This is a genomic window from Cyclobacterium xiamenense (assembly GCF_009467825.1).
In the GTDB taxonomy this organism is placed as follows: domain Bacteria; phylum Bacteroidota; class Bacteroidia; order Cytophagales; family Cyclobacteriaceae; genus Cyclobacterium; species Cyclobacterium xiamenense.
In genome coordinates this window covers 94,297-108,371 of the sequence record NZ_WIOK01000018.1, presented here as the reverse complement: position 1 = coordinate 108,371, position 14,075 = coordinate 94,297, and the positions used below count along the sequence as shown (strand labels likewise).

Annotated in this window: 12 protein-coding genes; 2 read left to right on the top strand and 10 right to left on the bottom strand. The window is 46.4% G+C overall.

Annotated elements, in window-relative coordinates; genetic code table 11:
* Nucleotides 1–96: 96 nt before the first annotated feature.
* The 10 genes from GCU44_RS14715 to GCU44_RS14670 all read right to left on the bottom strand — a co-directional run bounded on the left by GCU44_RS14715 (nt 97) and on the right by GCU44_RS14670 (nt 9,836).
* A complete protein-coding gene (locus GCU44_RS14715; RefSeq protein WP_154857173.1) occupies nt 97–1,128 on the bottom strand; it encodes a FecR family protein in 1,032 nt (343 codons plus the stop codon).
* A gap of 129 nt (nt 1,129–1,257) precedes the next feature.
* Nucleotides 1,258–1,857, bottom strand: coding sequence for an RNA polymerase sigma factor (locus GCU44_RS14710; RefSeq protein WP_154857172.1), 600 nt, complete (start codon nt 1,855–1,857; stop codon nt 1,258–1,260).
* A 113-nt stretch (nt 1,858–1,970) separates the two neighbouring features.
* Nucleotides 1,971–2,858, bottom strand: a complete 888-nt coding sequence (locus GCU44_RS14705; protein ID WP_154857171.1) for a diacylglycerol/lipid kinase family protein — start codon at nt 2,856–2,858, stop codon at nt 1,971–1,973.
* Between the two features lie 71 nt (nt 2,859–2,929).
* Complete coding sequence (locus GCU44_RS14700) at nt 2,930–3,970, bottom strand: phosphatase domain-containing protein (protein ID WP_154857170.1); 1,041 nt, start codon at nt 3,968–3,970, stop codon at nt 2,930–2,932.
* Nucleotides 3,967–5,367 carry a TolC family protein gene (locus tag GCU44_RS14695; protein ID WP_092175191.1) on the bottom strand — a complete coding sequence of 467 codons (1,401 nt, stop codon included), beginning with the start codon at nt 5,365–5,367 and terminating at the stop codon, nt 3,967–3,969. The genes GCU44_RS14700 and GCU44_RS14695 overlap by 4 nt, the downstream gene beginning before the upstream one ends.
* Nucleotides 5,364–6,719, bottom strand: a complete 1,356-nt coding sequence (locus GCU44_RS14690) for an HlyD family secretion protein (RefSeq protein WP_092175189.1) — start codon at nt 6,717–6,719, stop codon at nt 5,364–5,366. Before GCU44_RS14690 ends, GCU44_RS14695 begins: the two co-directional genes overlap by 4 nt.
* A gap of 5 nt (nt 6,720–6,724) precedes the next feature.
* Nucleotides 6,725–8,437 (bottom strand): peptidase domain-containing ABC transporter, encoded by a 1,713-nt coding sequence (locus tag GCU44_RS14685; RefSeq protein ID WP_154857168.1) that lies wholly within the window; start codon nt 8,435–8,437, stop codon nt 6,725–6,727.
* A complete protein-coding gene (locus GCU44_RS14680) occupies nt 8,430–9,107 on the bottom strand; it encodes a TetR/AcrR family transcriptional regulator (protein ID WP_092175184.1) in 678 nt (225 codons plus the stop codon). Before GCU44_RS14680 ends, GCU44_RS14685 begins: the two co-directional genes overlap by 8 nt.
* Before the next feature lie 132 nt (nt 9,108–9,239).
* Entirely contained in the window at nt 9,240–9,620 is a 381-nt protein-coding gene (locus GCU44_RS14675; RefSeq protein WP_092175182.1) for a DUF983 domain-containing protein, read from the bottom strand.
* 12 nt (nt 9,621–9,632) lie between these two features.
* Nucleotides 9,633–9,836 (bottom strand): hypothetical protein, encoded by a 204-nt coding sequence (locus GCU44_RS14670; protein ID WP_092175180.1) that lies wholly within the window; start codon nt 9,834–9,836, stop codon nt 9,633–9,635.
* A 633-nt stretch (nt 9,837–10,469) separates the two neighbouring features.
* Here GCU44_RS14670 and serA point away from each other — a divergent pair.
* Nucleotides 10,470–12,362, top strand: a complete 1,893-nt coding sequence (gene serA / locus GCU44_RS14665) for a phosphoglycerate dehydrogenase (RefSeq protein ID WP_154857165.1) — start codon at nt 10,470–10,472, stop codon at nt 12,360–12,362.
* Nucleotides 12,363–13,090: 728 nt separating this feature from the next.
* Nucleotides 13,091–14,014: a universal stress protein gene (locus GCU44_RS14660; protein WP_154857163.1), complete on the top strand. Its 924-nt coding sequence runs from the start codon at nt 13,091–13,093 to the stop codon at nt 14,012–14,014.
* The last annotated feature ends 61 nt before the right edge of the window (nt 14,015–14,075 follow it).

Genomic DNA, 14,075 nt, shown 5'->3' with positions numbered 1-14,075 from the left:
TTGCGTGGTTGACCTGCGCTGCCTCGGAATTGTTTGATCTTCGGTCCGGTGGGGTATGGCAGTACCTCGCCGGATTTTTTTTCATAGGCAATCGATTTAAAAGGTGATCGTTACTTTTTTACCGTTTGACTCATACGTAAAGGATTCAGAAAACTGGATTGCATCCAATACGTTGATTAAATTTTCGCGATTTTTAAAGGTGCCCGTAAAACCGCTGTCTTTTGGGATATTTCCCTTTACCTCGATTTTCACCCCGTACCACCTTTCCAAAATTCGTATCAGTTTGGGAAAGGATACCTGGTCGAAATGAAGAATTCCTTCTTTCCAATACTGCACAGTAGTTAGGTCCGCATCAAACTTGCGTACGGCACGGTTCCCTACCTTACTCAGGGCAAGTCCCTCACCAGGCACGAGTAGTTCGGTTGTTTCCGATCCCTTGACACGTGCCTCTATCCGACCACTCGCCAGTGCCACGGAAACGAGATTTTCTTCGGGAAAAGACCGCACGTTGAAAGCAGTACCCAGCACGCGGGTGAGCAGGGAATCGGCCTGAACCGTAAAGGCATGAAGGCTGTCTTCCGCTACCTCAAAATAGGCCTCTCCCTCCAGGTATACCTGCCGGTTGGAAGTAAATCCCTTTGCGTAGGTCAAGGTGCTTTCGGAATTCAGGTATACCTTGGTACCATCGGGAAGATGAATGAGGGTCTTTTTTCCGGGAGGATTGCTTTTGATCACCCATTCTATAGCTGGCGCTTGTGCTACGGACGGGGTGGGTGTAGGCCGGGGAGCAAACAAGTACAATCCAAGTCCCACCAAAAACAGTAGCGAAGCGGCAGCTACCCATTTTGGTGGGGTAAACGCCTTCGCTGGTGGCAATTTCCCAGGTTGCGCCTGGGTCCGGGCGAGAAAATCCAACTGCTGCAGCACGGTGTGCTTTAGGGACTCGTGCTGCTTCGGGGAAAGCCCGGAATTCTCCCCCTCCGTAGCGTCATCTTGCGTCACCTGCCGGTCGTATACGTCCGAGAAATACCGATCCGAACGCTTACTTTTAAGCCATTTCGCTAATTTTTTTGCCTCCTGCCTAGACAGTTGGCCTTGATGCAATTTTTTTAGTAATGATTGGAACATAAAACCAGGTAATTCCTTTACCCTATAATAGCCTTGATCCGAAGGGAATGCTTAAAAAAAAAAATAAAATTACATCTTTGCTAATACATTAAGAAATTAGCGATCACTATTGAAAAAACAAGGTCTTTTTTATAAAAAATCAATAATCCCAATTCCCGCCCATAGCAGCAGTTTGTCGGCAGCGACTTTCGAACGCAGGGCCTTGTTTGCCTGGTACATCCTGTTTTCTACCTTTCTCTTGGGTATATTCAGCCGCTCTGCGATTTCATCCATGGACAGCTGCTCCTTATTCCTAAGTTCAAATACCTCTCGTTGCCCTTTCGGCAGCTTGGCAACCCAGCGATAAATCAGGGAGATAAAGTCGTTTACGATCACGTCGTTTTCAAGCGCTACGGGATCTGCCAGCGAGGCACCTTCTGTTTCCAACAGGACAAAAACTTTTTCGAGTAGCAGCTTCTTTTTTCGTTTGATGCAATAGGATTTCGCTATTTTATACAGGTAGGCATTCACATTTTGCTGGGAATCCAGGCTTTTTTTCCTTTCCCAAAGTTTTATAAACACATCCTGAATGATACCCTCTGCGTCTTCATGGCCAAGGCCAAACTTTGTGGCAAACCGGTATATTTTTCCCGCATAGTGATCAAAAAGTAGGGCGAAAGCACGATTGCTTCCAGCACGTAAGTCCTGAATAAATTTTTCATCGTGTATGTCCAGGGACCGGTTCTCCATTTGGGTTTATTTTAGGAATCTACCGTTCAAATCTACTAGATAATCTCTCAATTGCAAACAACTACACCAGGTAGAAACAATTCTACCGCTTCCTGTTGGTCACCAATTGTGAATCAACCTGCCTTTTCTGAATCCATGTAATACAGGCACAATTCCCGTTTTCGAATGCGTACCTGCACGTGCTCGTCATTCCCTACAGGTTCTCCATCCACGTGAAAGGCCGCCCGATCCGCATTGACCAGGTTTACCGAGGAGCAACTCCAAGTTTGAACGAAATCCAGTCCTTTTAGTTCTTTTTGAAGTAAGGCATAGGTCAGTTCCATCCACTCTTGCATGCCTTGGGGGTTGAGTGCGATGACTTCAAAAACACCATCGTCCATCCGCCCATCCGGGTTGATCGTAGCGCCGGTACCGTACTTTGTTCCGTTTGCAATCACCAGCATTTTGGCCGATATCCACTGCTTTTCCTCGCCTATCTGCACTTCAAATCGATAGGGTTTGAGTTCAAAAAAACTTGATAGCGAGTTTTTAAAATACGCCATCATCCCACGCTCGTCCCCGTCTTCGAATTTTCGTATCAGGTCCGCATTGAATCCGAAATCGCACAGATGCAGGCAAGCTTCTCCGTTGACTTCCAGCAGGTCCATTGGCTTATAGGTTTCGGCAGCCAGACAACTTAAACTATCCTCCCAGCTTTCAATACCCAGACAAGTAGCGAGGCCATTGGCAGAACCGAAAGGTATGGGGAGCAGGCAACACTTTTTCCCCTCTACTGCCTCCGCCACCATCTTTACCGTTCCATCACCGCCTCCTACCAGGATCAATTCGTAAGGCGTTTCGTCCACTAGTTTTCGGATCTTTTCACCGTCCTTTTCGCCTGTGGTTTTCCAGACCTCAATGTCATAAGCCGGAAGTTGATCGCAAATAGTACCGACCATTTCGTCTTTATCGGGTAGGTCCCCGGAGAATGGATTAAGTACAAATAATATTGGTTGATTCATCGTACATAAAATTTACTAAACCACTGTAAACGGTTAACCTATTTTTCGATACATTATTCAGGCAGTATAGGTCAGACAACCAAATGCTCCTGCGCATGCAGCAATGCTTCGCGGGTGGTTTTCACCCAAGCCACTTTGTTTGGCGGAAGCAGTTGATTCAATTCATGTTCCCGTGCCGCATCCCCCTGTCGGACTTTGCGAATGTATACGGCCTCGACCCGATCGGGAAAGCGACGAATGATTTCCGCGTACAATTCGGGATCGTGTTGCCCGCTATCACCAATCAGCAATACCCGCTGTTCCGGAAAAAACTCCAAAAGGAATTCGATTTTTTCCAATTTATGTGCGTGGTTCCCTCCACCCGATTTCCAGATATTCTTCAAATTTATATGCCCATCTTTCAGCAAAATCGGGCCCAATGGTATGTTCCGGTACGCTAAAAAATCTCGAATAAGGTCAAACAAGTTCCAATCGCTGCTGGAAACGTAAAAAACGGGATATTCCCCGTTTGCTGTTAACAATTGGTAGAATTCACTTACTCCGGGAAAGGGTCGTCGGGTGTAGGCATTTTTGGAAACAGACAACCAAAGCTTTTCTCCGATATTTGTCGCTTTCGAAATGATAACCGTGTCGTCAATATCAGAAATAACGGCTCGCGGGTACGGCTTGCGAATCCAATGTACACTTCGTTCCACCCAGCCCGTTTCGGGTACCAATCCTTGCTCTGGTACCAGCGAGAAACGAATCGTTTGTACTGCCTGACTTTCCGCATCGGAAAAACGCAACATTTTTTCGAACAATCCTTCTGAGTCCGTGATCAATTCGGCCTGGTGTGACCCGTAAGCAAGTCGGATGGTTGCATCGGGCACGCTGCTGCCGGCGTACCGTCTCAGTGTGCCCAGCAAATTTTGTAAGGCGGTTTTCTTATCGGATGGCCGACTTTGCCGATAGGCCTCCACCACCCGCCCTTTGACAAACACCTTCCTCCCATTCCCGATGACCAGGAAAATTTCCAGTTTCAACCGGTCTAGTTTTCCGAGCTTCTTTTTAAGTTTGGCGAATGCGTAGCGAAAAGGACTGGAAAACCACCGGAATACAAAGAAGTGCTTCATGGGTTAACCCCTTCAAATCCCAGGCCAGCAGCAGTTCTAACTTTGGAAAAAGCAATATTTTTATCTACAAAGAGTGAATTATTGACCAGTAAGGCATCGAAGAGGCTGGTTTCCCGGGCATTGATTAAGAACAACGAACTTTCTCCCAGGTCAAATTTCACACGCTCTCCTTCCAGGAGTCTTTCCAAACCACTGATATTGTCCCGAAATGTCGCGATTTGCTGGTTCAATACCTGGTAATCATTGAAGCCCTGCTCCAGTTTTGCACGGAGCTGTTGGGATTTTAAGTCCCGCTTATTACCAACCATGGAAATTTTGGTCCTGGTGAGCCCCAAGCCCCCCCGGGCTTTTCGTAAGAACAATGGGGTGGCGATTTCTACGCCGAATTTATAATCGTTTTCCATAAACCCAATTCCTTCCATTCCCCCCAGGTTTTCGGTCAGAAAATTGTATTTTAATTTGACCGTGGGTTTGAGTTGCTCCGCCTTATAGCGGCGCTCGATTTCCAGGTGGTCCAGGTCGTAGTCCAGCAGCCGCAGTTCGGGGTGCCGGGCCACCAACTCCCGAAATACCTCCCGGTTTATCCCCGAAGGGAAATATTCCTGCAATTCCTGCGGGATAACTTCTGGATCCAGGTAGATCGGATTTTGATCCATGTCCCATAGAAACACATTCAAATCCTGCGTACTGGCAAAAAAGCTGTTTTCCGCTTTCTGGAGCTGAATGGTCCGGCTTAGTACCTGTGTATAGGCTTCGACGGTGTCGATGGCCGGCAGATCACCTTGTTCGAAACTGGATACAATGCCTTCAAAGCGGATGGAGGCCAGTTTCAGCCCTTCTCTCCGTACTTCAAGATTCGCGTAGCTGCCAGCCCATTTCCAATAGGCTTTGACCGCTTCCAGGTACAAGTCATTCAATACTTGAATCCGCTCCATCTCGGTGGACAGCGCAAAGATTTTTGCTTGTTGCAAGCTTGCTCTTCGCTCGTCTATAAAGAGCCCCTTTCCCAGGTTGACCGCTGCACCGATGGCAAAAAGTCCACTTTCGGGAACAACATTTTCAGAATTCAGAAAATCCCCGGTATTTCGTTCCACCAGGCCCTGCAGCTCCACCCCCGCTAGCGTGGGCAACAAGAGCCCTGCTTCCTGGGTGTTGTAATATTCGGTACCCTTAAACTGTTTTTGGTCCATGTTTCCAAAAACCAAGGGATCAAAGGCGCCTCTGGCTGCCCGCAGTTCCTGTCTTCCCAGGTCGAGTGTTAGGTCCGCCTGTCTGGCAACGGGGTGGTAATCCCGAACCCAAACCATAAAATCGGTGTAAGAAAGTCTCTCCTGAGCCTCCGTCGATACGCAGGTGAACAGCAATAATCCACTTAAGAACAGTAATCGAAACCTCATTTCGTCTGACTTTTCATTTCCCTGACTTCTTTTAACGTGTAGTAATCCGGCGGGAATCCGTTCATTTGTCGCCATATTTCGTACCAGACCGGAACGTCATTGAGCAGGGCGATCCCGTCCGCTCCCGAGCCAATGCGCAACGCCTCCGGCCAGGGTTCCTCGTCCGGATCGGGTACCACAAGCAGACGGTACTGGTTGTTTGCACTGGTGAAATTGTCGATGGCGTAGACCCGGCCTCCAAAAGTTCCATTGGAAAGCTGGGGCCAGCCGGAAAAGACGATGGCCGGCCAGCCGTCAAAGATAAACCGGATCTTGTTTCCCACCTTGATCAATGGCAGGTCAATGGGGTCTATGTACATCTCGACGGCAAGCGAATAATTTTCCGGCATGATGCTGACGATTTCGGCTCCTTCTTTGATCGTTTCGCCCAAACCCACCTGAATGGCTTGCGTGACATAGCCCGATTGGGGCGCCAACACGTAATACATGCCCGATCGCACGGTATAGTTGGACAGCTCGTTTCGAAGTTTGGTGACCGTCGCTTCCGCATCGTACTGACTGGACAACGCCGTGTACCGTTCTGCGTTTACTTTAGCCAATTTGTCCCTGAAATCATTGTCTATGGCATTGAGCTCTATGGTAGCCATGATGACGCCGTTTCTACTGCTGAGCAGTTTGTTTTCGGCACTTATTTTTTTAGCCTGAGACTCCTGTAGTTTGATTCGCCGGGCTTCCAGGTCGGTAAGTGATTTTAAGCCCTCTTCGTAGAGTTTTTCCATACGCTCGTATTGCCTTTCCGCCACGATCAGGTTGACCTTTTCCGCCTCGAGCATGATGCTGTCGGAAAGCACACTCAATTGGGCCTGTTGAAGTTTGTTTTGTGCCTGTTCCTTTCGCAGCCGGTTGTTTTGTTCCAGGGCCTGCAATTGATTTTCCTGTGCCTTGATCTTTTCTTCATAGGACTTGACCGAAAGCTCCTTGGCACCCACCTGCAGGCGTGTCCTGTCTACGAGTTCGGGATCCATGTATTGATCCTTCACCTCGGAAAGAAACAAGATGGTATCCCCTTTCTGCACAAAGTCCCCCTCCTGCACGTACCACCGTTCGATCCTTCCCGGGATCACCGAGTGCACGGTTTGTGGGCGATGCTCGGGCTTCAGGGCCGTCACCATTCCCTGTGAGCGGAAGTTCTGCGTCCAGGGTAGAAATAAAAATACAAACCCTGCCAGGAGCAAGTACAGAAGTACCCGTATCCGTTTGCGACTCTGGTCGTTGGGTATGGTCATGTGGTAACTATCAAACAAGAATGGATTGATATACCCTTTCACGGAGTTTTTTGAAATATTCAGCATGGCTGTTAGTATTTTTTATTTTTTCTATACTGCTCAAAGGATTCAAAATCACCCTCAAGTACGACTTTTCCTGCATCCAATACCACGATTTTATCGGCTCGTCGGAGCAGCGCATCATCGGAAGAAACGGCTACCAACGTCCAGGGACCTGAAAAAATATAATCCAGCACGGTCCTCGCCTCGACATCGTTTAGATAATTAAGCTCCTGTTCCAGAAGCAGGAGTTTTGGATCGAAACACAGACTCCGGGCAAGAATAATTTTGCTGATGGTCGCATTATTTAAGTGCTTACCTTCCGGTAACAACTGGGTTTCCAAATCGTCTTTCAACCCGTATATATAGTCACTGAGTCCTACTACCTGCAATACGTCCCGGATTTTTGTTTCGGAGATGTGTTCATTTCCGACCGTGATGTTTTCACGTATGGTCCCATGAAAAATGGATTGTCTGGAAAGGCTATCCCCAATCATGGAACGTAGTTTTTCCAGGGCGAGGGTTTCCAATGGAAGTTTATTTATGATTACATTACCCTTGTAATCCTCGATCAATCCCGCCATTAACTGCAGGAAGGTACTTTTACCCGAGCCACTCTCTCCAGTAACGACGACCTTTTCTCCTGCTTTTATTTTTACATTGATGTCTTGAAGATTTGGGAATTTTTTGTCCCTGGGGTGAAAGGTCAGATCCTTAAACTCATAGGACAGCCCGGAAGCAGACTCCCCAAACGCCTTGTCTATTCCCTCGGATCGTTCCAAGTCCAGGTCCATTACCAGTCCCAGTTTTTCCGTGGCAGTGAGGGTGTCGTATACGGTCTCCAAACTCAAGATAAGTTTCTCGACCGAGTTAATGATCAAAACAATGATGATCTCCGCAGCGACAAATTGACCGATGCTGATTTCGTTATTCATTAGCAACAAGCTTCCCGCCACCAGCAAGGTCACAATGATCAACACCTTGAAACCAATCATGATTTTGTACTGGAAAATCAAGACTGCAAAATGCGAATTCCGAAATTCCAGGTATTTTCCCATCAGTTTATCCACCCGCTTAAAGGGCAAGGGAGAAAAACCGGAGAGCTTAAAGGTACCCAAGGTGCGGGCGATTTCCTCCAGCCAATAAGCTACTTCGTATTTCGCGGAGGATTCTTTGAGGCTAGTAGCCATCCCCTTGGGGCTGGTATACCTAAATATTAGGTACAAAATCAACACCAGCATGACCGAAAATACGATAAAGAAGGGGTGGTAAATCGCCAGCAATATCAAGCCAAAGAACACCTGAAGGGATGCCGTACTGAAATCGATCAGCAACTTGGACAGGCCTTTTTGTAGATTGATCGTATCAAAAAACCGGTTTACCAGTTCCGGAGCAAATTTCCCGCGAAGCGCTTCGGTCTTGATTCGGGGAAGTCGGTAGGCAAACTCCATGGACGATTTCCCAAACACCCGCTGCTGCAGTTTCTCCGAAAGATACAATTGGCTGATTTGAAGGTAGCCGCCAAAAATAACCCCCAGGGCAACGATGACCACAAGCAAGACCCAAGAAGTCGTCAACCTGCCTCCAAGAATAAAATTCAGGATGGCCTGAATGCCCAAGGGCAGGGAAAGGGAAACCAACCCGTTGAGCACCGCATAAAAATAAATGGCGTAAATCTCCTTTTTCTCTTCCCTCAGCAGACTAAAGAATCTTTTCAGGGGGGTGTTGATTAAATCTTCATTCATCTTTTAGTGTTTTAAATACCAGATCAAAATAAAACCCCAATTTTTGATCGGCCTTTAGCCCGGATTCTGTCATTTTAGGCATGTGTCTCAGAAAAAAAGCATGCAATAATGTGGACTCCACCAGGGTAGTGACCAGGGTTTTGGGATAGGAATATTTCGGGTTTATCTCTTTGATTATCTGTGCGATTCTATCGGTCAACCGATAAAACTGGGTAAATAATCCGTTGCTATTTTCGGCGTCGATCTCTTTCGTCAAAAAAGCTTTGTACGACTCCTCGGTCACCAACACCCGCAATTTTTGAATATCAATGTAGATGTTTTGTTTGTATACCGGACCTTCTACGAGTAGTTGAATAGCCACCCGCATTTTATCCTTCGGATCAAGCAAATTGGCCGTCACGAACACCAGGTTGTGCTCCAGCCAACCCCAATACCAATTGGTCAGGTAAAGCAATAACTTGTGTTTGTTTTCAAAATATCTATAAATAGCCGCTTCAGTACTGCCCACTTTCTCCGATAACTTCTTAAAATTAAACCCTTCCATGCCCAGGGTCTCAATTAATTCGGTTCCCTCCTGAATGATTCGCTTACCCAAATCCGAACTCAACGGATCTTTAAGATAAATTTCTTGATTGACCGGAACAACAATCTGCGTTAAAATCTGCTCCATTTAAGTGTTAAGTAAAACTATATGACACCTTATACGAACCAACAAAAAGTAAGTTTTACTTACTAAGGAAAAATTAAAAAATTTATCGTAGAAAAATTCACCCGGAAAAACACGTAATTTCTTTCGGCAAACCTATTTCTCGGGCTCGTAGCTGATCTTGCCTACACCGTATAAATAAAGCACCTTTGATATCCGCAGCATAACCGGCAACAACAAAATGTTGAAAAACAAAACGGATCCGATGTAGGCCATCAACTCCGGATCATCAAACAAGACGTTTAGCGCCACCATCACCGAAATAAAAAGCGCCACCGATAGCGCATAGCTGACGTACATGGCTCCGTAATAAAAATCCGGCTCGGGGACCAGTTCGACCCCGCAATTCGGACAGGTTTGGTTTACCTCCGTGAGTTTTCTAAAACTATAGAGCGAAACCGGAAAAATGGACCCCTTTCTACACTTGGGGCATTTTGCGGTAAAAATGGCTTTCGTTAGGCTTGTCTCTTTTTCCATTGGTTACATGTATTACCGGATTTCATCCAGATCATAATCCTTCCCTTTACCCCATCGCAACAACTCTTCCAACTCGTAAAATTCCAGGGTATCCAGGTCTTTCACTCGAAAGTTTTCCCTACCGGTTCGTTCCATGATTTCGAGGAAACGAATCTCACCATAATTCACCAGCCGATAGACTCGGCCTACCCTAATATTGTCGATTGCAAGTGGCATGGATTACGCGTGTCTTGGTGTTATTTTAAACGTGTTTTTTTAGTTGTTGCCAGTCTACGTCTCTCCAAACTGCGGTAGCGGTAATTTGTTCTTTTTTGGGCTGAGCGGGTCCTGCCGCTGAGTCGCTCCAATCGGCATTCCTGCCAAACCTATAGCGGCTGCCCGGGTCCCAACTCGCTTGTGCTAATCCAGCCGGGCCGGGTACAGCAAACGACTGGGGGGTCAGGGTGCTTCCGCAGCTGTATTTATTGGGAGACTTCTACCGATCCAGCACCTTTCCTCCGCATATAAACAAGCCGCCGAATAGCCCCCGGAACAGGGATTGACGCATAGCCTATTCGATCTTCCTTAGCCTGGCACCGGTGAAATCCACCCCGGAATAAGGGATAACGTCCCCAGTAGACAAGTGCTTTCGCTGCGAATAGCCACGGAGCCCTGCCAGGTATAACAGCAAGGCCCATTTTGCCGATGGACTGATTTAAGCCCATCAGCCGTGTTCCGATCCCTTCTCGCAAAGGTATACCCATTCCCGATTTTTTACCAATATCTGATCCTAAAAGTTATTTTGGAGGTTTACCTTCAAATTCCCTGATAATCTATTAATTTTGCAACTCATAAAAATTTTGCTGAAAAATGACCGTCACAAAAAAATTTATTATTGATTTTGACAGTACGTTTACAAAGGTCGAAGCCCTGGATATTTTGGGTGAAATAAGTCTGAAAGACGATCCCGATAAAGCCCAAAAACTACAGGCAATCAAAGACATCACCGATCAGGGCATGGAGGGGAAGCTCACGTTTCGAGAGAGCCTGGTACAGCGGCTAAATATACTTGATGCAAATAAAGAGCAAATCAATGAGTTGATCACTGCATTAAAAAAGAAGGTCTCCGATTCATTTCAACGAAATAAAGAGTTTTTAAAAGAAAATGCGGACGACATTTTTATAATATCCAATGGATTCAAAGATTTTGTCGTACCCATCGTAACGGGTTACGGCATCAAGCCGGAAAATGTCTTTGCCAACGAATTCGTCTACGATGAATCGGGAAAGATTTCTGGCTTCAACGAGGACAATCCCCTTTCCAAAAACAATGGAAAACCGGAAACCATTCGTAGCCTGAACCTGGAAGGCGACATTTACGTGATTGGTGACGGCTATACCGACTACGAAATAAAAGCTTCTGGTGTGGCCAATAAATTTTACGCATTTACGGAAAACGTGCACCGTCCTTCGGTTTCTTCAAAAGCCGACCACATTGCACCGAGTCTGGACGAGATTTTATACGTAAACAAGATGAATAAAAAGTTCTCCTATCCCAAAAGCAGGATAAACGTATTGCTTTTGGAAAACGTGCACCCAATTGGCATCGAACTGATGAAGCAGGAAGGATACAACGTAGAAGTTATCAGTTCTGCCCTTTCCGAAGAAGAACTTGCAGAAAAGATAAAAAAAGTATCCGTATTGGGTATCCGCTCCAAAACCCAGGTCACCGCCAGGGTATTGGAAAATGCCAACCGGCTGATCGCCATCGGTGCTTTTTGCATCGGTACCAACCAGATAGATTTAGAAACCTGTCAGGAGAAGGGCATTGCGGTATTTAACGCGCCTTTCAGCAACACCCGTTCCGTGGTGGAGTTGGCCATTGCCGAGATCATCTTCCTAATGCGTGGCCTAACCGATAGGAGCAGTAGCATGCATCAGGGAAAATGGGACAAGAGTGCCACGGGAAGTTTCGAAATCCGAGGCAAAAAACTGGGCATTATCGGGTACGGCAACATCGGCTCTCAACTTTCTGTTCTAGCGGAAAACATGGGGCTGGATGTATACTACTACGACGTCATCGAACGACTCGCACTGGGAAATGCGACAAAAATTGACTCGTTGGAGGAATTACTCCGGACCTGCGACGTGATCAGTTTGCATGTGGACGGCCGGAAAGAAAACGCCATGCTCATCGACCGGGAGAAACTTGCGTTGATGAAAAAGGGGTCCTACCTTATCAACCTTAGCCGGGGACACGTGGTGGATGTACCTGCCTTAAAGGAGGCGCTGGAAAGCCAGCACCTGGCAGGAGCAAGTATCGACGTTTTTCCAAGTGAGCCCAAAAACAATTCCGAACCCTTCGTTTCGGAACTGATAGGACTTCCCAACACCATTCTCACTCCGCATATCGGAGGCAGTACCCTGGAGGCCCAGGAAAACATCGCTCGGTTTGTACCCGGAAAAATCATCGAATACATCAATACAGGCAACACGTTTAACAGCGTAAACTTTCCGAATATCCAGTTGCCCTTCCTGCAAAATGCGCATCGATTGATTCACATCCATTTAAACGAACCCGGCATCATGGCTCGGATCAACCGGGTGCTGGCCGATTGTTCGATCAACATCGTCGGTCAATACTTAAAAACCAACGAAAAGATCGGTTACGTAATCACGGACATCGACAAAGCATATAGCTCCAAAGTTATCGACGAGCTAAAGTCGCTTGAAGGAACCATTCGATTCAGGGTACTTTATTGAGAAATACACCCATTCTTTTCAGGAGGCTGTCGCGGCAGCCTCTTTTTTTTGCGATAAGGCTGGTTTTTCAACATCCTTTCACCGCGGATGGGGTATTGTTTCGAAAAGCGCCCCAAAGACATCCGACCGAAAGCGGTGAACGAAGGGGGTTTCTCCTGTCAGGCAAACCAATCCGAGGAACCTTTGGGGAACTGCGCCTGGAAGAAGGTACCTGCATCCGGGCAGGAGCCGATAAAACATCAAAAGGGAGGCCGCATTGCGGTCTCCCTTTATAATTGGGCCCGGTTCCAGGAGTGTTACAAACCTCCGATATGACAGGATTTGAGCTGCACCTTCTTCGCAACCTTCCACTGTTATCCTGCATTCCAGAAGAATACGAGGTCTTTCACATGGAAAGATGAGGCCTGGTTTTGAAGCAGTGCTTCACTCGGTATTTTAATCAACTTGTGAAGTTCGAACATGTCGCTGAACCGAACCCTGGATCAAATATACAACCTATTCCCCCAAACCTCAAATTAGAAGGAGGATCCTGCTTACCCCACAAACGACGAATTGCCCGAAAAAAACATTTTGGAAAAATTTCATGTAAATTGCGATCAAAATCGGCAAAAATTAGATTGTTTTGACGTTGAAATTTACTAATTTAAACCTTACGGTTTTTTTAAAAAAAACAGCAATACCGATGAAAAATAGTTATTTAAAGGAATTCATTTAGTTAACGACGAGGAATGTATCAAATCAAAAAAATCATTGTTTGTCTGGATCAAACCGAGATGGACAAAACACTGGTGAAATTTGCCGCATTTATAGCAAAGGCCAACCAATCGAAGAAGATTTATTTTACCAACGTCATTCGAAACCTGTCGATTCCGAAGGATATCCTTGCAGAGTTTCCCAACTTGATCAGCAACATGGTTGAGGAAAGAAAAAACGAAATGAAACAGGTAGTTGCTGAAAATTTCGATCCGGAGCTCCAGATCAGCAGTTCCTATGTGGTCAAAGAGGGGCAGTTATCGAAAAAGATTTTAAAGCTAGCCAACGAAAAGTCCGCCGATATGATACTGGTTGGAAGGAAGACCTCGATTCCCGGCTCGGGGGTTGTCTCGCAGCGGCTGGCGAGAAGGGCCTCCTGTTCCTTGTTGATTGTGCCGGAAAATAGCCAGCCAAAAATCAAAAAAATCCTCGTTCCCAGTGACTTTTCGGATTACTCCAAAGACGCGCTGGAAGAGGCGATAGAAATCGCCGAAAAAAGTGAGCGGAAATCTGAAATCCTCTGTCAAAACGTGTATGCGGTCCCATCGGGGTATCATTTTACCGGGAAATCGTATGAAGAGTTTAGTCAAATCATGCTGGAACATGCCGAGACCAATTACCAAAAATTTATACGAAAGATTGATACCAAATCCATAAAAATCAAACCGCTCTACACCAAGGACCAGGACGACGACCCGGTAGAAGACATCATTCAAAAGGCTTTGGAGATTAAAGCAGATATCATCATTATCGGCGCCAAAGGCAGGACCGCCGCAACGGCCCTTTTTATCGGCAGTCTGGCCGAACGGCTGATTCAAATGAACGACAAAGTCCCCTTGCTGGTCACCCGGCCCAAAGGAAAAAACGCCGGTATACTCGAGTATATATTGGAGATATAACCCTATTCACATACAAGAATACATTGTTTAGGACTTTAAATTTATATTTCATAATTTTAAT